Below are 22,732 nucleotides of genomic sequence, written 5' to 3' on the forward strand. Positions count from 1 at the left end.
TTATTTGTCGGGCGCTCTCACCGGGGCCTGAACCATCGGAACCGAAAGCCGGCCCGGCGCTGCCGCTGCGATACTGTAGGGGGCCGCCGGCGCGCCTGTCCAGTCGGAGAGTTCTTCCTCGACCGGCAGGTCGGCTCCGTCGACCTGCAATCCTTTCAGACGGACCGTGCCGGTCCGGCGGCCCTGCGGCGGACGGGTGAAGGCGATGCAGGCGAGCGCCGCCATTTCGGCGAAGAGCGCCGGCAGATCGGACACGGTGACCGCGATTTCGCCCGCCTCCGGCCGGTCCTCGACCGCAACCGAGGCGCCGTCGAGCAGCGCCAGGGCGGCCTCTGGATCGGGTGCAAGCCCGTCATAGCCGAGCGTCATCGTCACCCGCTCCGCTCCGGTCAGACCGCTGAAGCGCAGCGCCAGGAAGCCGCCGAGCACCGCTTCCGGGTCGATCAGTTTCTCGCCCGGTCCCGATGCGCCGAAGCCGCTCACCGTCACGTCGAACGCCTCTGGCAGCTGTGCCGCCTGTTCGAAATGCACATCCTCCACGTCGATCAGCAGCGGCGTACCGTCCGCCGGTGACGGCGCCTCGGGGGCATCCTCGACCGGCTGGCCGTTGATCTCGATGGCACGAATGCTCAGATCGGCCTGCATCGGGTTGCCGCCCAGCAGGATTCGCAGGCGGAACAGGTCGAGCACACCTTCCGGTAGCGGCTGTTCCGAGGTCACGGTGACCAGCATGCGGGGCTCGTAATCCTCGCCGGTGACGCGGCTGTAGATCGTCACGCCATAGGGCAGGCAGACACCGGATAGCGCGTCGAGCATCCAGATCGCATCGGGACGGTGAGTGATCTCAACGACCATCTGCGTGATGCCGCCGGAGCTTTCGAAAAGCACAGGGACCATGTGGGCGCCATTGCCGCCGCTGATGCCCGACACGTTCCTGTCGCTGGTCACGATGGGCTGCACAAGCCGGCCTTCCCATGGGGCGGTCGAGATCCGGCTCGGCGGCACTGGTGCTGAGGGAGGCGTCACGCGGCTCAGACGGACCTGATTGTAGACGACGCGGCCCGGGCCGGTCGGACGCGGCGCACTGACATTGATGTCGATTTGCGCGTCTGCGCTGAGCCCGTCGCCATCGGTGACGCGCACGGTTGCCGCGGTCTCGCCGGCATGGCCGGTGGTGTCGGCCACCAAAAGCCCGGTGTTCGGGTCGATGCTCAGCCAGTCCGGACCGTCGATCAGTCGGTAGGACAATGCCTCGAGCGGTCCATCGTCGTCCCGAACGCTCATCATCGAGAAGACCGGCTGACCGGCGACGAGGTCGAAGGACAGGTTGTCGGCCTCGGGCGGCGCATTGACATCGACGATAAAGTCGGTTTCCGCGACCAGCCCGTCGGCATCTGTGACCGAGATCCGCACCAGCGCCTCGCCGGCCTGGCCGGTCGTGTCGCCGCTGATCGTGCCGGTGGCCGGGTCGATGGAGATCCAGTCGGGGCCTGCCAGTATCCGGAAGGTCAGCGCCGAAAGCGGGCTGTCCGCGTCCGCAACTGCCACCGGGTGGGACAGCGCTTCGCCGCGGATCAGCGTCACGTCGCTGCCGGTCAGGACGGGCACCGCATTGACGTCGATGGTCAGCGTCACCTCGCCTGACAGACCGTCCGGGTCGGTGACCCGGAACCGGGCCTGATGCGTGCCGGCCTGGCCGTCGCTGTCGCCGGTCACCCGCCCGGTCTCGGAATCGACGGCGATCCAGTCGGGGCCACTGACCAGCGTATAGCGCAGGTCGCTGCCGGCGGTGTCGCTGTCGCGCCCGACAAGTTGCAGATCGAGTGCCGCGCCTTCGATCAGCGTGACGTCGTCGCCGCTCAGCACGGGGGCCGCACGCACGGTCAGCACCAGTGTGGCGCTGTCGGTCAGGCCGTCGCTGTCCGCCACTTGCAGCCGGACCTCGTAGACACCGGAGCGTCCGGTGCTGTCGCCGCCGAGTGTGCCGGTTGCCGGATCCACCGTGACCCAGTCGGGGCCTGCGAGCTTCACGAAGCGCAGCTCTTCGGCGGGCGTGTCCGCATCGGTTGCGGAGATTGGGTGGCGCAGCGTCTCGCCCTCGGTGAGCGTGGCATCGGCTGCGGTGATCCGGGGCGTGCCGAGAACGACGAGAGAGAAGCTTTCTTCAGCGCTCAGATCGTCTTCGTCGGTCACCCGCACGGTGACCAGCGCGATCCCGGTACGGTTCTTGCTGTCGCCGGTCAGGCGCCCGGTCTGCGGGTCGATGGCGAGCCAGTCCGGACCGTCGACGAGCTCGAAACGCCGCATGCCCGCCGGGTCGTCTGCGTCGGTCACCGCCAATGTGCTGTCGACGGCGACGCCGTCAACCACGGTGATATCGGGCGCGGTCAGGACCGGCGGCGTATTGACGTCGAGCGTAAAGCTCGTTTCCGCACTCAGCCCCTCGGCATCGGTCACCCGCAGTGTCACCGATGCGCGGCCCGCCTGGCCGGTGCTGTCGCCGGTGATTTCGCCGGTCGCGGCATCGATCACCACCCAGTCCGGCCCGGCGAGCTTGGCAAAGCTCAGCTCGGCGAGCGGGCTGTCTGCATCGCTGACAGCCGGCGCGATCCGCAGCGGGCTGCCGGCCACGATTGTCGTGTCGGCGACCGAAATCTGCGGCACCGCGAGCACGGTCACCGTAAAGCTTGTCTCGGTGGTGAGCCCGTCTGAATCGGTGGTGCGGAGGCGGACCTCGAACGCGCCGGGATGGCCCGCGCTGTCGCCGGTGATCGTACCGGTCACCGGATCGACGCTGATCCAGCCGGGGCCGAAGAGCTTTTCAAAGCTCGCGGGGCCGTCCGGATTGTCTGGGTCGGCGACGTTCGGTTCGAGCCGCAGCTCGCCGCCTTCGACCAGCGTGGTATCGGCGACCGAGAAGCTCGGCGGGGCGTTGACGTCGACGCTAAAGCTCACCTCGGCGCTGAGCCCGTCCGCATCGGTCACCTGAACGGTCACCAGCGCGGCGCCCGCCTGCCCGCTGCTGTCGCCCGAAACCGTGCCCGTCGCCGGATCGACGGTGATCCAGTCCGGCCCGGCCAGTTTGGCGAAACGCAGCGCGTCGGTGGGTGTGTCGGCATCGGTCGCGGTGACCGCATGGCTCAGCGTCTGGCCCTGAACCAGCGTTACGTCGGTGGCGCTGATCTCCGGGCGGCCGCGCACGGTGAGCACGAAGCTCACTTCGGTGCTAAGCGCATCGGCATCCGTGACACGGACGGTCACGGTGCTCTGGCCGGTGTGGCCAGTCGAGTCGCCGGTGATCTGACCGGTCTCCGCATCCATCGTCAGCCAGTCGGGGCCGCCGGCGATCTCGAACCGGCGCGCGCCGTTCGGGTCGTCCACGTCGGATACCTCCGGCGTGATGTCGATACCGGTGCCTTCGATCACCGCGATGTCGGACAGCACCAGGACCGGCGGGGTGTTCACATCGACGGTGAACTGCGCCTCATCGGAGAGGCCATCGGCATCGGTTACCCGCAGCGTCACCTGTGCGACGCCCGCTTGCCCGCTGCTGTCGCCTGTCACGGCGCCTGTCTCGGGATCTACGACGATCCAGTCGGGGCCGGCGAGCTTGGCGAAGCTCAGTTCCGCCGCCGGGCTGTCGCTGTCGGCAACGGCAGGCTGCATCGAGACCGTTTCGCCCGCGACCACGGTGATGTCTGCGACGGTCAGAACCGGGCGCGCAAGAACCGTGACGGTGAAGCCGGCTTCCGACGACAGCCCGTCGGGATCGGTGATCCGCACCCGCACCTCGTGGCTGCCCACTTGGCCACCGCTGTCGCCGGTTACGGCGCCGGTTTCCGCATCGACAGTGATCCAATCCGGGCCGGAGATCGTGGCAAAGCGCTGGCTGCCCGCCGGGTTGTCGGGGTCGGTGACCCGCGGCGTGATGCTCAGCGCGTTACCTTCCACGACAGTGGTGTCGGCGATGGTAAAGCTGGGGGGCGCATTGACATCCACAGTAAGGGTGACACTGGCCGAAAGTCCGTCCGCATCGGTGACCGACACGGTCACTTCCGCAGGGCCGGCCTGACCGCTGCTGTCGCCGGAGAGCGTGCCGGTTTCGGGATCGACCGCGATCCAGTCCGGCCCGGCCACCTTGGCAAAGGTGAGCTGGTCGGCGGGGGTGTCGGCATCGGTCGCGGCGACCGCGTGGCTCAGCGTGTCGCCCTGGATCAGCGTCACGTCCTCTGCCGCGAGGGTGGGTCGGGCGCGGACGGTGACGGTGAAGCTTGTCTCGTCGCTCAGCCCCTCGGCATCGGTGACACGCAGCGTGACCTCGACGGCACCGACATTGCCGGTGCTGTCGCCGGTGACAAGACCTGTGTCGGGATCGACGGTGATCCAGTCCGGGCCGCTGAGTTTGGCAAAGCTGAGCTCATCCTCTGGGCTGTCGGCATCGGTGGTCAGCGGCGTCGCCGAGAGCGGGTCGCCTTCGACGAGCACGAGGCTCGCGGCGCTGATGACCGGCGCGGCATTGACCGCCAGCACAAAGGCGGCCTGGGTGGAAACGCCGTCTTCGTCTGTGGCCTGTACCGTCACCGTGTAGCGCCCGGCATGGTCGCTGCTGTCGCCGGTGATGGCCCCGGTGGCCGCGTCGATCTCCAGCCATGCGGGGGCGCTGACCAGCGCATAGGTGATCGCCGCATCGTCGCCGTCCGGATCGGTGGCGGAGACGGAATGCGCCAGCGCCTCGCCCTCCAGAACCCTGACATCGGTTGCCGTGAGCACCGGCGCGGCCATTACCGACAGGGTGAAGCTGCGGGTAACGAAGGCGCCGTCCGGATCGGTCGCCCGGACTGTAAACGTCTCGGTGGAGACCGCCGTAGGCGTCCAGGTGATGAGGCCGGTTGCGCTGTCGATGCTGGCACCGTCGGGCGCCGCGTCGAGCGTCAGCGTCAGCTCGGTGCGGGCGTTGTCGGGATCGCTCGCTTCCACCTGCACCCGCGCCGCCTGGTTCTGCGGCACGCGCGCATCCGGGATCGCATCGAGCGCGGGGGCGTCGTTGACCGGTGCGATTTCGATGGTCAGCGTCACCGCATCAGAGCGGTTCACCCCGTCGAAAAGACGGTAGGTGATCGTCTGCTGCCCCGAGGCGTTCGGTTCGGGCGTGTAGCGGAACAGCCCGCCGGCGACCGGCAGCAGCGTCGCCGCTCCGAGGCCGCTTTCGACCTGAACGATAAGCGGGTCGCCCTCGGGATCGCTGTCATTGGCGAGCAGGTCGATCTCGACTGGCGTGTCCTCCTGAGTGGCGGCGGTCTCACCCCGTGCCAAGGGCGCGTCGTTGGGCGCGAGCCCCAGCAGGGTTACCGCATCGACGCTGACCGCCGCATCCGCCGCGCCGAGCCCGATCAGATCGAAGGCGATGGCGAGGCTTTCGGGGCGCTCGGCGAGGCCGGTCAGGTCGATGGTGACCACCATGGTGCCATCCTGACCGCGCGCGACGCCCACCGCCGCGGACTGGTAGAGCGTGCCGTCCGCCTGAAGGTTCAGCACCGCGTCGGTGCCCGCCAGATCGGCGATGGACGGCAGCAGCGCCGCCCCGGTCTCGCCGTCGAAAAGGGCGACCTCGAAGGCATCCGGCGGGCCGTCATCGGGCTGGCCAAGCGTGATGTCGGACAGGGTAAAGCGAAGCCCGGTGATCCCGTCGGGGAGCTGGAAGCCCTGCGCCAGTCCGGACATGACGCCCGAGGCTTCGTCGAGCCGCGCCTTGCCGCCGGTCACCTGCACATTGCCGGTGGTGGTCCAGCCGGTCAGCCCGTCATCGAACCCGCCATTGGTAAATGCCTGATCGGTATCGACCGTCAGCGGCGCGGCGGTGACAGCCGCCGCAGCGGCGGTGCCGCTCGTCGTCGGGGCGCCGCGCTGGATGCCGTCGGCGCCGGCGATGTCGTTGGCCTCTTCGATCAGTGCCGACCAGTCGCCCACATCCGGCCCTGAGGGCAGCCGGCGCATGCCGGTGTCGATGATCGGGCTCATCAGATAGGTGCTGCCGGGATCGACGTGATCGGGTACGCCGACGATGTTGCCCATCTCGTGCATCAGCACGGTCAGCAGGTCGATACGGCCCTCGGCCCCAGAGCCGGTTTCCGCGGCGAAGAGATGCGGCAGGTCGGTGGCGGTGAATTCGGCCTGGTCCAGCGGAGTCGCGTCTAGGAACCAGCCGTGCCCGGCGGCGTCGGCGTCGATGGTGATGGTGTTGCCATCGGCCAGCGCCAGCGCCGCGCCTTCAAGATCGGAGATCTGAATCACCAGATCGGAGAGCTTGCCCTCGGCATCGGGGATGAGCGCGCTGTCGATCCAGATGCCCTCGGCCACCTCGGCCAGCGCCTGGGCTTCGGCGACGGTGATCGCTACCGCACCATCGCCGACGCTGCTCGCGGTCTGGTTGGAGGCGGTCTTGGTCAGCTTCACGTCGTCGATGACCATGACGACCGATGCCGCATCCGACAGGGCCGCGCCAAAGCTGAAGGTCGACAGGAATTCCGCGAACTGCTCGGTGAAAGACTCCGCCGGCGCGCGTTCGAGCCCGGTATTGGTGATCGTGACGTTGGCGACCTGGCCTTTGACGTCCTTGGGGATCTCGAAGCGCGCGGTCTGGGTCGAGAAAAAGCCCGGCTTGAAGAAATACTTGTCCTTCCGCTCGGTCACACCGTTGTCGTTCGTCACCAGAGCCTTCGCGTGGTGCGCTTTACCGTCCATCGTCGTGAAGATCACCTCGGCGGTGACGTCATCGTTGGGGTTGAGCGGCAGGAACGCCTCGAACTGGATCGTCTCCATATCGCTGGGGATATGCATCCGGTTGTGGGTGATGGAGTCGATCTGGCCGATCGCATCGATGGCGCTGTCGAACACATCGGGCAGCGACATGGTGTTGCCGCCGATGGTGAACTGCGTTTCCGGCAGGAAGGTGCGGATCAGTTCCTTGAGCGATTTCGAGCCGCCGAAGATCAGCGCGTAATCCGGGTTCAGATCCCATTTGAACTTGTGGGTAAAGAAGCTGAGCAGGTTCTTTCCGGCCCAGGAGGCGAAATCGGTGAATGCCTTGGCACGCGCGGCCTTGGATGCCGCGATAGTGTCGTCATTGGTGCGGTCGATCGGGGTGTCGAGGATCTTCACCAGCGACGGCACACCGCCGTTCAGCGCGAACTTGTCGCCAGCCCAGCTCTTCAGCGTATCCGACACGACCGGGTCGCTGGCCGCGGCGGAGACGAGGAAATCGAAGACCTGCGCCAGCACACGCATCGCAGTGCTGTCGTCGATCACGAATTTCAGCGTCGCATCGACATTGCGCGACAGCGCATCGTTGCCGAGCAGCGTCTCGCCATCCTTGACGATCTTGAACCCGTCACCGTCCGGCACGACCTCGCCGCCGACGCTGGCAGCGTAGTCCTTGCGGATCAGGTCTTTTTTCTCCGTATCGGTGTATTCGCCGGTGTAATTGTCGTTGGTGAACTTGTCGGCGAATTCCTTCAGCTTCTTCTCGAGCAGCGGCTTGATCACCCGGCCGATGACATCGAGCGCTTCGGCACCGAAATTCATGTTCATCAGGAACAGGCCGGTGATATCCACCGGGCCGGCAAGCCCCCAGCTTTCGGCGGTCGCGCGCGAGAACAGGTCGAAGGTATAGGATGTGCCCTCGTCCACCCCGTCGGGGAACTGGGCCCGGTTGTCACTGTCGGTGCCCGTGCCCTCGATGCCGCCATGCATCGACCAGCCCGGCAGATCATAATGCAGCGGGAAGCGGCCCAGCTCGGGCGGCAGCTGCGGCAGGAGCGCGTTCACCGCCGAGGTCTTCGCGCCGAATTTCTTCACGCCGGAGACATTGGCGTCGCCGGCCTCCTTATAGGCCTTCTTGAAGTCGTCCCAGCTGCCGCCCACGATCGAGGAGAAGCCCGAGCCGAGGATCCACTTCACGTAATTGGTCATCGCGTGCCGGGTGCCATGCGAGAAATCGCCGTTGAACACGGTGGGCACGGGCTCGTAGACTGCTTTCTTGCCGTCTTCGAAAGCCGGGCGAGACACTTCGGTATTGTCGAAATCGAGCTGGGTGCGTTTGCGATCCGCTGCCGGCGGCCGGATATCGGGGTTGCCGGCGACGGTCGAGAAGTAGAAGCCGGTGCCGATGGCCTCGGTGCGGGTGGAGTTGGTCTTTTCGGTGCCCGGGTTGACGTTGGCGTTCTCGAAATACTTCTTGAAATGCGTCTTGACCGCCGTCCAGCCTTTCTCGAAGGCCACCGGATCGACGCCGTAATAGGGCTGTTTGGTGAAGCCGTCGTCGAACATGTTGCCGAGCTGACCGAACAGGCCCTCGTCGCCGGTGCTGTTGATCGCCAGCCCCTCGTCGCCCATGGTGCGCGGGATCGCGACGCCGCCGACAAAGCCCGAATTCACATCGGCGGTGCCGAGATACCAGTTGGTAATGCGGCTGTGCGGTGTCGCCAGCGCGTCGGCCTCGGTAAAGCCGGGCACTTTCGCCTTGGTGAAGTCGAGTTCGATATCCGGCACGCCCATGCCGTGCTTGGTGGGCTGCTTGTCCTTGCCGTCATTCGCCGTTGGCACGGCGGTGCCGTTGGGTGTTGTTACCGGGAAGAATTTGAGCCCGGTCAGCTTGTTGAAGTTGCTGTCGCCGGTGGGGGCGGTGGTCTGGAAATAGTTGTCGGCAAAGTCGACATTCGACCAGACCTGCACGTTGGGATCGTTGAAATCGTCCCACGGGATCGACGCGGCCTGAAGTCCGACATAGCCCGCCAGCTTGAACAGCAGCTGCGTGCCCGTCTCGACGCCGTTGATCACCCGCAGCATCGACGCGCCGAGCGCGGGGTTGGCGAAGGAGGTCAGCGTTGCACCGAACTTGAACGCGGTGATCCAGCTTTCGACGATCTTTTGCAGCTCGACCTTCAGCGAGTCCTGCTTGAAATCGTGCGGATCGAGCGTCGTCATGTGGATGTCGATGTTCTTCCCTTCGCTCTCGGGGAAGCGCACGCCGAGGCGCTGGATGATCTCGGAGTTCACCGAGGTGCCGCGGCTATGCCCGATGAAGTGCAGCGGGCTCTTGAAGATGTCGCCATTGGTATCGAGATCGAGCTGCACCAGCGAGGCAAAGAACGCATCCGCCGCCGCCTCCGAGAAGCCGCTGTCGGAGATGTTGCTTTCGCGGTACCAGTCGAGGACGAGGGTCACCGCCTCCTTGCGCTTGAGCGAGCCGGGTTCGACCGCATCGTCGGAGATGCGCGCGCCTTCGGCCTCGGCGGGATCGTATTCGTGCCATTTGCCGGTTTGGCGGTTGTAGACAAGGATCGCGCCGCCGCCCGACGCCTTGTTGAGGATCTCGGCGGAGTTCAGCCAGGCCGCCAGCGTGTCCTCGTTCAGCGGTGTGTTGGCGTAATCCGGCAGCAGCCCTTCGATCTGGAAGCCATGCGTCAGCACGTTCACGGTCGAGAAGGGGGTCTGTTTCGGCATCACCGCCGAGGTGGTGAAGCGGCGAGAGCCGGTCAGCGAGCCGCCGGTATTCTTGACCTCGACACCCCAGTAATAGCTCTGCCCGCCGGTCAGCGCGTTGCCGAAGCCGGGCGCGGCTTCGATAACGACCGCGTGTTTGGGATCGCCTTCGACATCCTCGTCCGTCAGGTCGCGGGTCTTGGACTCGTCGATGGTGCCGTCGCCCTTCAGCACGTAATATTTGCCCGATTTGAAGGCCCATTTGCCCTCGGTGTCGGCGGTGTTGATCAGGCGGTAGCGGTGATAGTCGGCAGACTGGGTGGGGTCGTCATTGCCCAGCCAGGAGCGTTCGCGGAACGGATCGCCCGGGAACAGCCCGTCACCCGCAGCCTGGGTCGAGACATAGAGATCCATCTCGAATTGCGGCACGCCGATCTTGGCGGGATCGAGATGCACTTCGAACCGGAGCTTGTCGGCATCGGGCCCGTTGGCGGTGATCTCGCCCTGCGGCGCGATGAGTTCCAGACCCACCTCGCTCTGCACGTCGAGGCCACGGCCCCAGAACACGATGTCGAGCGAGTCGCCATAAAGCTTGGTGCCGTTCACATCGGTGCGGATTTTCGCGTCGCCGATGCCGAAAAGCCCGCGTTCGAGGTCGATGGGCAGCGTCCGGTTGCGGCCAAGCTCGGTGCCGTTCGCGCCGCTGATGGCCAGATCCGACGCCAGGATGATGCCGTCGGTGTTCAGCGTCACCAGAGCGCCAGAGTTGCGGAAATTGGCAAAGACCTGGCTGCCGTCCGGGCGCATCGCCAGCTCGCTGAGATACTGGTCGGGGATCGGGCTCGTCGAGCCCACCAGCCCGCGCGTGCCGTATTTGTAGCTCACGCCGCGCGCGACGTTCAGCTCTTCCCAGGCGGTCTTGTCCATGCTGAACGGGTTGCGGATCAGGCCGATATTGTTGCCCAGCTCGTGCCGCCGTTCGATCTCGTAGGCAAGCACCGGATCGCTGAAGAGCAGATAGCGCGACAGATCGTAATCGGCCACGAAGGCATAGGACATGTCCGGGGTCACCTTCACGGCGACGGGGTTGCGGATGTCGAGATCGTAGCGCTGGCCGCTGAGCGGCAGGTAGTCGTCGATCAGGATCGGCGGGAACGGCAGGACGAAGCCGTTATAGCGCACACCGATATCGCCTCGGTTGAGTTCGAGCGGGAAGCGGTTGGGCTGGGCCTGATCGGGGATCGCGGGAAGCGGTTCGACCCAGGCGTCGTAGCCTTCGGCGGTGTCATCCCGGACATTGATGAAATACATCCCCTGCCGCTGCTCGCCGCGCGACACGAAGGTGAGCTTCTTGGCGTCGCTGGTCGGCTCGATATCGTAGGGGTCGGCATGGCCGTTGAGCTCTCCGATTACCGACAGATAGGTGGTGGATTCGCCGTTCAGCGCCCGCTCGGCATCGGCGGGGTCGACATTGATGACATAGATCTTGCCGTCGTCGCCGCGCGAACGCGCCCAGCCGCCATCGCCGAACATGCCGGCAAACGGTACCGCGACATAGAGTTTGCGGCCATCGGCATCGAGGGCGATGTCGTTGATCTTGCCGTTAGCGCGCTCGCGCGCCTGATCTGGGATCGGCAGGTTGATCTGCCGCTGCTTCAGGTAGTCGGGCGATTGCGGGCGCAGATCTATTACGTGGATCGTCCCGTTGCCGGCGGCGTAGAGGTAGTCGCCCTTCGCTGAGAGCGTCAGCTGCTGCACCGCGCGGCCGGGGATCTTGATGATGTTGGTGCCTTCGAGCTCGGGGAAGGCATCGAACTGGCGCAGGCTCAGCATGTCGACGATGGCGATGCCCTGATAGGTCGCCACATAGGCGGCGGAGAGATCCTTGGACAGGACCACATCCGTCGGCCAGCCGGTGATTGGCTGGGTGCCGTCCATCAGCTTGATATTGGTGACGACCTCCGACTGTTCGGGCACGCCGCCACCTTCGGGTTCGCTGGTCTCGTTGTTGATGCCGGCGGGCAGCACATCGAAAACCTGAAGAATGGTCTGGTTGACCGATCCCTCATATTGCGAGCCGCCGACAACCCCGTAACCGCGCTCGTTCTTGACGGTGAAGCTCTGCGACGGGATCGCCTCGGTTGAGGCGCTCCAGCCGTCCACGTTGCCGGCCGCCCCGTTGGGTTTGGGCCGTTCGAAAGTGTATTCCGCCCGCGACACCAGAATGTCGTTTGGCAGCGCGACGTTGAAGGAGCCGCTGCCGGTGTCGAGGTTGATTTCCAGCGGCGTGAACTCGCTGCCCTGGATATAGCGGACATAGCCGCCGATCTTGATCTTCAGTCTGGTGTTGGCGAGGCTCGATCCGAAATTCGCGGCATTGCCGCTGTCGGTGCCATAGAACAGATTGTCGCCCTTCACCGTAAGCAGCACATTGCCGCCCGGGGTGAGATGCGGGTCGACCGAGGTGATCCTGGGCGCTTCACCAGGCGCGGCGGTGAGCGGTGTCGAAGGCACCTTGGCCGAGATATTAAGCCGCCCGGTGACCCCCTGCGGGTCGGCGTCGGCCTCGTATTTCGACCATGTCTTGCCTTCCAGGAAATCCTGATAGACGTCGATCCGCTGTTTGGCCGGCGTCATCTTGAACGCCATGTAGCTGATGCCCGCCACCAGACCGAGCCCGACCACGGCGCCGGCCAGCCCGCCAGTGGCGAGGCCGATGGCCATTGCCGGGATCACCGCGACCGAGGCGCGCGCCAGCGTCGGCAGGTAGAGCGATGCGTCCATCAGCGGCTGGTTCGCCTTGGCGACCAGATAGCTCGCGCGTTCGGACAGGCCGGGGAAGGGCGGCGACGCGGTGCGCGCCATGCCGTTCTCGTCCACGGTGCCGCTGTCGACCAGACGCCAGATCTGGCCGTATTCGCCGTCGGTCTGTTCGCTGAAATCGTCGAGGACGAAGAACAGCACCTCGTCGCCCGCCTGCGCCACGTCGCCCGAAACCTTGGTCGCGAGCTGCATCGGGCCGTTGAGTTCACCACCCTGGATGTCGATCACGCCGCCGCTGACGAAGTCGAAATCGGGCGGTACGTCGAGATCCAGTTCGGCCTCGGTCTTTGCCTCGGCGGTGATCGTCGCGTCGCCGGACAGCTGTCCGGCGCCGATGGCGATCTCGATGCCGTCGGGAGTGCGCATCGCGCCGCCCTCGGTGCCCATCTCGACGCTGGCGCCCTCGACCGGCGGCGCCACGGTCACGGTCAGCACCTCTTCGGCGCCGCGATAGATCACGGTGACGGTGGTCTGGCCCTCGCCAACGGCCTCGATCATGCCGCCATCTGTGACCGTGATGATATCGCTGTTGCCGGGCACATAGACCACGCCGTCCTCGGCGCCGGTCACATAGTCGGTGCCCAGCGTGCCGAGCTCTGTCACGATCTGGCGCCGTCCGCCCTCGGGCACGATGGTGACGCTGTCGGGATAGGCGTCGATGCCAAAGATCTGCGCGACCGAGCCGTTGGGATCCTCGGCGATGCCGACGGCCACGGCGGTGGCGGCGCTCAGACTGCCGCGGTCGGCGCGGATATAGGTATCGCCTTCGGTGAGCGCGGTCAGCAGTCCGTTGTCACTGATCTTGACGATATCGGGATCTGCGGAGGAGACCGAGACGTAATCGAAGGGCAGGATGACATCGGCCTCGTCCTCGAACTGGCCGACCACGACCAGCTCGGTCACCTGACCCGCTTCCTGGAAGTAGAATGCGCGTTGCAACAGCGTCAGCTCGGTCAGCGCCGCATCGGAGACGGTGATGTCGAGCGTGATGTCCGGGGTCGAGGCATAGCCGTCATCCGCCGAGACGGTGATCGAGGCGGCGCCGGTGAAATTGTCGTCCGGGATGATCCGCAGGAATTCGCCGTCTGGGGTGAAACGCGCGCCGACATGTTCGGTCGAGACGATGCGGAAGAACACCGGATCGCCTTCGAGATCCTTGGCGATCTCGTCGAGCCGCACCAGCACCGGCAGATCCTCATGGGTGAAGATCTCGGGCAGGGTCTCGGCCACTTCCGGTGCGGCATTGCCGCGGATGCCGAAATTGACGTTCAGAACCTGGCGGTCCTGCACATCGACCACGCCGTCGCCGGTGATATCGCTGCCCGCCGCGCCGTCGCGCAGCAGATCGCTGTCGGTGCCGTTGACCGCGCCGTCTCCGTTCAGATCGCCCGCCGCGCCGACCACCAGGTCGAACGCGCCGCTTCCCTCGATGCCGAGCGTATAGAGCCCCGCCTTGGCAAAGCGGTAGAGCGCCACCGTCTGGCCGCCATTGCGGTGGGTGCCGAGCAGCAGCGCGCCGTCGATCTCGAGCTGGGTATCCTCGCCGGAGGTTGCGACGCGCACGATGGGCCCGTTGCCGCCGGCGCCGCTGACGAGATCGCTTTCGCGGATGGTGAGCGTATAGAACTGTTTGCCGGCGGTGGCGTCGCCCGCGACGCTGCGCCCGGTAAACTGGGTGATGCCGCCGAGATCGTCGGTCACATCATGCTCGGTGATGCCGCCCGCACCGTCGTAGACGATGACTTTGCCGCCGCCGGCCGCGCCTGCCGAGACGACCAGGTCGTCGCCCTCATAGCCGAACTTGCCGCCCGAGCCGTCTTCGAGCGAGCGGTAGCGGGTCAGCCGCCCCTCGCTGTCGTAGCTGTAGACCGTGGCCTTTCCGTCCGGCGTGGTTACGCGGACGATGCGGCCCGCGTCGTCGCGCAGGAAGCTCAGCACCGCGCCGTTCGCCGCCGTGACGCCGCTCGACCCGACGAAGAGCCGCTCTTCGCCGATGCGGATCTCCTGCACGCGGCCCTCGCTGTTCACGGCGTATTTGGTGCCATCGGGGGCGGTCAGCTCGAAGGGTTGGGCGCTGCCGATGAACGGATCGGTCGGATTGTAGGGCAACCCGTCATCGGCGGTGAAGTAGTGCCCGCCGGATTTCCGCAGCAGCATATTTGCAGAGCTCAGCGTCCAGCCGCTCTCGCCGTCCGCGACCCAGGCGGCGCGGTAGAAACTGCGCGCGCCGACGGTCTCCTCGACGGGCTGGAAGGTGAAGCCCAGACGTTCGCCGGTGGGGGCGGTGAGGTAGAGCCGGGAGTCGTCGGCCAGCGCGGAATAGATACCGTATGCCTCGCGCCCGGTCTTTTCCGCGCTGAGCGCGATGTCCAGATCGAAGCCCGCCGACCAGCTGCCGAAATCGCGGTCGGTGCCCGAAAGGCTGTCGTAGCGGCGGGTGAGTTCGAAGGGTACGCCGCCCAGATCGACGGTCAGGTCGGTCTCGGCCGCCAGGTAACGGCCGATCTTTTCGCTGCCGTTCACCTCGATATCGACATTCCGCACGGAATAGCGGTTGCCGATATCCGCCGCCGTCAGGCGCAGCGAGTAAAAGCCGTTGAGCAGGGTGCGCGTGTCGAGTTCGGCCAGCAGGCCGCCGGTGGCCTCTTCGCCGGAGGCCAATTCGCGGATCAGGGTCTGACCATCGGCGGAGCGCAGCTCCAGCTTCCAGAAATCGAGATTGCTGTCCTCGACCAGTCCGCCGATCTCCACCACACCGTCGAGCTGGTAGAGGTTGAGCCCGTCGCCCATGAAGATCACCGGCGCGGCGCGGTCCTCGGGATCGCGGACTTTGAGGTCGAGCGTCTGGGTGCCGATATTGCCGTCCGCGTCCTGTGCAAAGCCCTGAAGCTCGATCTTGCCGGCCTGGGTGGGGGTTAGCAGGGTGCGGCCGAAATCGTCGAGCGTCAGCTCGTTGCCATCGGCCCAGAGCGAGATTCCGGTGATGTCGGACAGGCTGTCGGCGACGATCTGGACCAGCACCTGCTGCCCGGGCACGGCGGCGAAGCTCGGTGTCAGCTCGATCCGCACGACCGGAAGCTCGGGCTCCAGCGTGGCGCGCATGACGATGGTCTGGCGCGACTGGTCGCGGCCGTCACCGGCGATGAAGGTGACGTAGTAATCCCCTTCCTGCCCCGGTCCCGGCGTCCAGGTGACCACGCCGGTTTCGGCATCCAGCTCCGCGCCGTCCGGCAGCTCGAGCGCCGAGAAGGTCAGATCGTTGCCGTCGGGATCGCTGGCTTCGAGAGTGAAGGATTTTTCCTCGCCGATCAGGAAGCTGCGATCCGAGACCTGCATTTCGGGTGCGCGGTTCACATCGGCTACGATGATGTCGACCGCGTAGCGCGCCTCGGCGCCGGAGGTGTCCTGCGCGCCGAAGATCACCGTGTAGGTGCCGGTCTGGTCGTATTGCGGGTTCCAGACGAATTCGCCGCGCTCTTCCGAGAAGGCGGCACCGTCCGGCAGGCCCGAGACGACGCTGAGCTTCAGATCGTCGCCATCGGGATCGTCGGCCACGACGGTAAAGCGCATCTCGGCGCGGTCGCGGCCGAGCTGCGTGGTCATCGGCACGAAGACCGGATCGCGGTTCGACTGGGCGATCTGGATGGTCACGTCTTCGCTGCTGGCGCTGTGGCCGTCCGAAACGGTGACATTCACCGTGAAAGTGCCTGCCTGCACCGGAGAGGGCGTCCAGTCTAGCTTGCCCGTGGCACGGTCGAACACCGCGCCGCTGGGCAGGTTGGCCGCGCTGTAGGTGAGCGCGTCGCCGTCGGGGTCGCTGGCGCCGAAGGTGACCGAGATCGGGTCGTTTTCGACCCCTTCGATGAGGCCGATCGGATCGAGGATGGGCGCCGTATTCGCCGCCCGCACCGTCAGCCCGAAGGCCAGCGTGGTGGTGGCAGGATCGGTCAGCCCCTCGGCACCGGTATCTGTGGCCGCGACCTCGGCGGTATAGCTGCCGATCTGCGCCGCCGTCGGGGTCCATGTCAGCACTGCCCGGCCGTAGATCAGCGGATCCATGGTCAGCAGCGCGCCGTCAGGCAGCCCATCAAGCGCAAAGGTCAGCGCGTCCTGATCGAGATCGGAGGCGTTCAGTTCGAGCGACAGCTCTTCGCCCGCAACGGCGACGATATCGCTCTGATAGGCGAATTGCGGCGGCTCGTTGTCGCTCTGCACGTCTATGACGAAGGTGTGGAGCGCGCCGCGCCGCGTGCCCTGATCGCCGCCATCGTCATAGGCGACCATGGTCACCGCGTGCTCGCCCCGGTCGCCGACGCCCGGCGCGATGCGGATCACGCCGGTGCCGTCGCCATTGTCGGTGAAGGTGATGAAATCGGGCAGCGGCAGGCCCGGCTGCTCGTTCATCAGGGTGAGCTGGATCGGGTCGCCATCGGGATCGGTGGCCGAGACCGGAATCTCGCGCACCTCGTCCCGCGCGAGAGAAAGATTGGCCAGCTCCGACAGCACGGGCGGCAGGTTGAGGTCGCGCACCTTGATCTCGACGGTTTCCTCCACCGAGAGCGGCTCGCCGGTCTCGGCGCCGTCATCGGTGGCGCGGAAGGTGATCTCATAGGTGCCCGCCTGGTCCGCACCCGGCGTCCAGAGAAGTTCCCATGTTTCGGCGTCGAAGCTCGCGCCGTCGGGCAGTTCGCCCACCACCTCGATCTGTACCGTCTTGCTCAGGTCGCCGAGCTCGTGGAACGTGCCCTCGCCGTCGCGGTAGCCGGGTTCGTAGAACGGATTGTCGGGATCCTTTGCAAAGGCGCGCAGGGCAAAGCGCTGGCCTTCGAAGATCTGGAGCCCGTCGAAATTGTCGAAGACGGGTGCGCCGTTGTCGGGCGTTACCTCGATCTCCATGGTCTGCACCGCGACGCCGGTGCCGTCCGAGACCGCAAAGGTGACCTCGTAGGTGTCGGCCTGGGTGTAGCCCGGTGTCCATTCGAATTCGCCGGTGGCCGCGTTCAGCGTCGCGCCGAAGGGCAGGGAGCCGTTGACCACACCGAAGGAGAGCGGCGCGCCCGGCTCTGCCTCGGCTTGCAGGTTGAAGCGGATGCGGTCGCCCTCGGACGCGGTCAGGCGCCCGGGCGTGCGCAGGGTGACGGGGCGGGCGGCCTCGGCGATCAGCAGCGTCACATTGGTGGCGATCTCGCGCAGCCCGTCCGAGGCGCGCACGGTCAGCGTATAGGTGCCGGCATGTTCATAGCCCACCTGCCAGGACAGGGCGCGGCGCTCGGCGTCGTAAACCGCGCCTTCGGGCAGGTTGTCGACCCAGATCACCACCTCGTCGCCATCGACATCGGCGGCGACCACCTCGAATTCCACGAGCTCGCCCTCGCTGGCGCGGACCTCGGCGGGCACGGAAAGGAATTCCGGTGCTGCGTTGCCGCCCTCGACGCTCAGCACGAAGCGCAGCACAGTGACGGCGCCCCGGGCGTCGAAGACCTGCACCGTCACCGGCTCTTCGGAATTGGCGGTCTCGTCCGGGGTCCAGGTCAGGGCACCGGTGGCGGCGTCGATCTCCATGCCCGCCGGGCCGTTCATCAGGTTGTAGATCAGGCTGTCGCCATCGGGATCCTCGGCGGTGACGGTAAAGGCGAAGGCCTCGCCCACAGTCGCCGTCTCGGGCGGCGTTGCCGTCAGCACCGGCGCCTTGTTGGGGCCTGTGGAGGCGGCGATCCCGGCGGAGAACTGCACCCGCTGACGATCGGGCGTGGCGATGGCCACGGTCTGGCCAGTCGTGCTGGCGCCGGCGGCGAGCCGGCCGTCCTCCGGCAGCGAGGCGGACAGGTCGAGCAGCCAGACGCCCTGGTCGGTCTGCCCGTCCGCGTCGCCGGGCACGCCGGAATAGCCGCGTTGCGGGTCGAGCAGCAGCAGAACCGGCAGCACGATATCGCCGTCGCCGGTATTGGTGACGGTCACGTCATAGGACACTGTGCCGAGCGCGCGGTTGTAGCGCGTGGCACCGAATTCCACCTCGATCTGCGCGGTGAGATCCTGGATGCCGGTGAAGCCGGTCACGTAATCCGCGCCCATCCGCAGGCCCTGCGTCGAGGTCACGTCGCCCGACACAGTCAGGGTGTAATCGTCGGCGCCGAGATTGGAGACCTTGATGAGCACGACGCGGTTGGCCGCGTCATAGATGATCGTGTTGGGGGTGATCTCGCCGCCATCGGCACCGGTGATCGTGTAGTTCTCGGGATTGGCGACAGAGGCGGTGGAGGTTGCGTCGCCCGCGAACATGTCCTGATCGAAGCGCACCGTCAGCACGCTCAAGGGCAGCGGCACCACCGCCTCGCTGGGCGGATTGGTGGCGACGACCATCGGCGCATAGGCCGGGCTCACCACATCCACCTGGTTCGACTGGCTGATAAGGACGCGCCCGTCCGAGGTGGTGGCGACGACGTCGCCTCGCGTGCCGCCTTTGGCGATCTCGATGCGCTGGAGCGTTTCCAGATCGACCATGGTCAGCGCCGCGCCCTCTGCCGCCTCGCCGGTATCCGACACCGCGCCGGTATTGGCCGAGATGAAGAGCAGATCCTCCAGCGCCGTGCCCTCGCGCCCGAAGGCGAGCGAGTCGATCTGGCTGTCGAATTCCAGCACGATCTCGGCGCGTTGGCGCTCGGTGAATTTGACCACCTGGCTGCGATCCGGCCAGGTTACCGCCCAGAGCGTCCCCTGATCGTCGAAGGCGATGGAGCCGATGCGCAGGCCTTCGTCGCGGCTCCACTGCTTGAAGGTCTCGCTGACCGGATTGAAGGTCAGGATACCGGAATTGGCGCCGACATAGATGAGCCCCGTGGACTCTTCGATGGCGAGCCCCATCGTAAGGCCATCGCCGTAGCGCGCCACCACGCCGCCGGTCTCCGGATCGAGCTTCAGCAGCGCGCCGCCGCCGGTCGTGGCCCAGATCGCGCCATCCGCATCCTCGGCGAGGTTGAAAATCGGGTCGTCGAGCTGGATGAGCCGCGTGGTCCCGTCCGCCGTACCGCCCTGCGCGTCAAAGCGGAACAACTCGCCGCGGTTCAGCCCGCCGGAGATCAGGACATCGCCGGTCGAGGTCTCGAGGATCGCCATCGGCGCGATACCGGTCTGCGAGGACTGGAAGCCGGTTGCGAAGGCGTTGCCAAGGAACGGGTTCAGGACGCTGTCGAATTCCGGCAGATCGACCAGCGGGTCGGCCGCAGGCACGTTTTCACTGGCTTTGACAAAGAGGTCGTTGGTCGAAGGCGTGTCCTTCGGCGCCGGGGCGCGGCCAAAATTCGGCGCTGTCGTTTCGTCGACCGTCTCGGTTCCGCCGAGATTGACCGGCTGACCGTCGGCGGTCACCGCCGAACCGTCGGAGGGCTCTTCGCGGTTGCCGGCGATATCGGTGGCGAGCGCCAGGAACTCATAGCTCTTGCCGGCCTCACCCTCGAAGATCATGGTGCCGCTCGGCTGCTCCAGCCGCCGCTGCCAGATGCGGAAATCGCCGCCGTCCTCGGCCACGTAAATCGTCACATGGCGCACGCCGGAGGCGCCGGGATCATCGACCGAGTCCCATTCGATATCGTAGCTGTCGGTGCCCTCGATCCGGGTCGCGCCGATGGTGGTTTCGGGCGCGCGCCCGTCGACCACCTGTACCAGCTCGCCGGTGTCCTCGGGCGCGGCGGTGTCGAAGAGCACCCGCGCGGAAGAGGTGATGCGCGAGCCGGTGTCGATATCGTCGGCGGGCTTGACGGTGTAGCCGACAAAGCCCGCACCCTTGCCGCCCTCGGTGTTCGGCGGCAGCAGGCCCTTGGTGGTGCTCTGGATCTTTTCGCCGGTGAGCGGGTCGATCGCCTGGATCACCCAGCGCGCCGTAGCAGGATCCTGAAACAGGTCGATGCCCGCGCTGATCCGCACGACAAAGCCCAGCGTGTCGGAAAAGTCGATCTCGTCCTGATAGAACCACCGGTCGTCCGGCACGTCGATTGTGATCTCGCCAATGCGGATGTCGCCAAGGCGGAAGCTGCGCGGGTCGAGATCGTCGTCGAGCTGGGTCACCACCTCGATCTGGTTGGCATAGGTCGAAGACGCCGGATCGTTCTCGAACTTGACGGTGAAGGGCAGATCCTCGCTGCCCGGCAACCAGCCCTCGGTCTCCAGCGTTTGCGGCCCGTTGATCGACGCCAGCGCGCCGGTGTTGGCAGGATCGGCGAAATAGTCGGAGAAATCGAGCGCTTCGAACTCGTCGCCATCCACCGTAGCCGGGCTCTGGTTCATGAAGTCGACCGGCAGCGCCGCACCGCGCTCTTCGAAGGGCACCCAGGGCACGTAGATGCGCACCGCCTCGAAATGCGTCTCGTTGCTCAGCCCGAGATCGTAGTCGGCGAATTCGGGCAGCGCGGGCACCGGGATCTCGCCGATATAGCAATCGCTCTGGCGCTCGTCCCAGTATTCGATCTCGGCCATCATGCCTTCTTCATGGCCGTAAAGCGTGCGGAGCTGCTCGAAGAAGCCCAGAATGTCGCCGTCCGAGCGTATCTCCTGCCCGGCGGGGCCAAAGAGAATGCCCGAGGCCAGCGTCGCCATCAGCGACAGGATCTCCTGCTGTTCGCGGATCGGCGGGATATCTGCCTCGTCGCGCAGGATGCCCGCCTGTTCGAGCCCAGCGAGATAGAAGTCGATCCAGAGATCGGGATCGGCGACGATGGCGACCAGCGGCGCCGCGGCGTCATCGGCGGCGAGGATGTTCTCGCGCAGCTCCAGCGCGATGGCGGTCTGATGCGCGACGAACTCGTCGCGGGTCATCGAGGTCGCGGTGGCGTAGATGTGGAAGCGGAACGGGATGAAGGGGATCTCGCATTCGCCCGGCTTCGCCACGTTCTGGTTGTAGAGGTCTTCGAAGGGGAAGGCGGCCATAGCGGCGCCGAGCGCCGGGCTGGCCTCGGTCGCCTTTTCGACCACCGCGTCGTACCATTCGCCGATGGCACCTTCACCGCCCTCTTCGAGAATCCCGTCGAGTTCGGGCAGCACGGTCGACATGCGGGCGCGGAAGGCGTCGAACGCCTCGTCATGCAGCGCCTGGAGACCGGGATAGGCCGCCACGTTGAAGGTGAAACCGGCAAAGCCGTCGGCGGGCAGATCGTAGAGATAGCCGCGCGTGGCAAGCTGGCCGTCCTTGTTGACGATGCTCTCCAGTCCGGCCCAGAACACATCCTCGTTGTCGCTGCCGGCGGCGCCGTCCGGCTCGCCGCGGACATTGGTGAAGAAGTCGAGGAAGGGCAGGCCATAGACATAGGGGTTGAAGTTCAGCTCGGGCACGCCGACTTCGAAATAGGTATAGGGCGCGTCGAGGTTCTGGAGGTTTTGCAGCGCCACCGAATAGGTCTCGGTTTCGCCCGGCAGCACCACGCGCGAACCGCCGATGCCGATGGTCACATCGCCCTCGATGCCGCGCTCGACCAGGAAGCGGTAGGGCGCCAGCGCCTGCGCGCCGGAGGGATTGGTGACGATGACGTCATAGAGCCCGTGCGGCGCGTCGGTCAGATCGAAGGTGGCGATGATCTCGCTCGAATTGACGATCCGATAGTTGACCGGCGCGAACTCGGCGATGTTCGGGCGCACCAGCTTGACCGTGGCGTTCTCGGCGAACTGGGCGCCGGTGATGCGGGTGGTGACGAAACTGGAATCGCCACCGCGGTCCGTATCCACGTCGGTGATCACCAGCGGCAGCAGCTCGGCCAGGACGGTGAGGTCGGTGCCGCCCTCGGGGCCGGAGAAATTGCGCAGCGACACATAGTAGGTGCCCGGCTCGGTCGAGGGCACCAGCGCCATGAGGTCGCTGGAGAGCGGCCCGTCATAGGTCGCGTCGAAGGCATTGGCCGAGGGCAGCGCGTCATGGCGCAGGAAGATCTCGTTGAGCGCGTTCTCTTCCGAGGAGAACACGGTCACGCGCAGGGTCTCTTCCGGCGGCACGGTGATGCGGTAGAGCTTTTCGCCGCCATTCTCGACGGAAACGGTGGTCGGCGTGCCGATCAGCAGCTCATCGACGGTGGTTTCGATTGTGTCCGGGCTGACCGTGGTGTTGTTGGCCTCGTTCACACCCTCATGGATCTGATTGAAGATGTCGGTGCGCACGATGACGCGATACCCGCCCGGTGTCGCCGCCGGCATCGTCGTCTCAAGCGTGACCGTACGGCTTTCGCCCGGGTTGAGCGGGCCGGCGCTCTGCACCCGGCCGATGGGGCGGTCCTTGAGATCCCAGGTGCCATCGGTCGACAGGAACGCGGTGTCCGACCAGGCGCCCTCGGCGATCACGTCGTCGGACTGGTTGGTGACCGTCCAGCTGATGGTGATCGGCTCGCCGGCTCGGGCCGAACTGGGCAGGGTGATATCGGTGACTTCGAGATCCGTGGGCGGCGGCAGCTCG

Annotated in this window: 1 protein-coding gene (only partly in view); it reads right to left on the reverse strand. The window is 66.1% G+C overall.

Going from position 1 to position 22,732, the window contains the following annotated elements; all coding sequences use genetic code 11:
* On the reverse strand, nt 1–22,732 hold the 3' portion of the coding sequence (locus I6N89_RS16610; protein WP_207019555.1) for a putative Ig domain-containing protein. 16,721 nt of this gene lie beyond the right edge of the window; the window shows 22,732 of its 39,453 coding nt (coding positions 16,722–39,453); its start codon lies beyond the right edge, outside the window; it ends in the stop codon at nt 1–3.

Origin of the sequence: Salipiger abyssi (genome assembly GCF_017311415.1) — a bacterium.
In the GTDB taxonomy this organism is placed as follows: domain Bacteria; phylum Pseudomonadota; class Alphaproteobacteria; order Rhodobacterales; family Rhodobacteraceae; genus Salipiger; species Salipiger abyssi_A.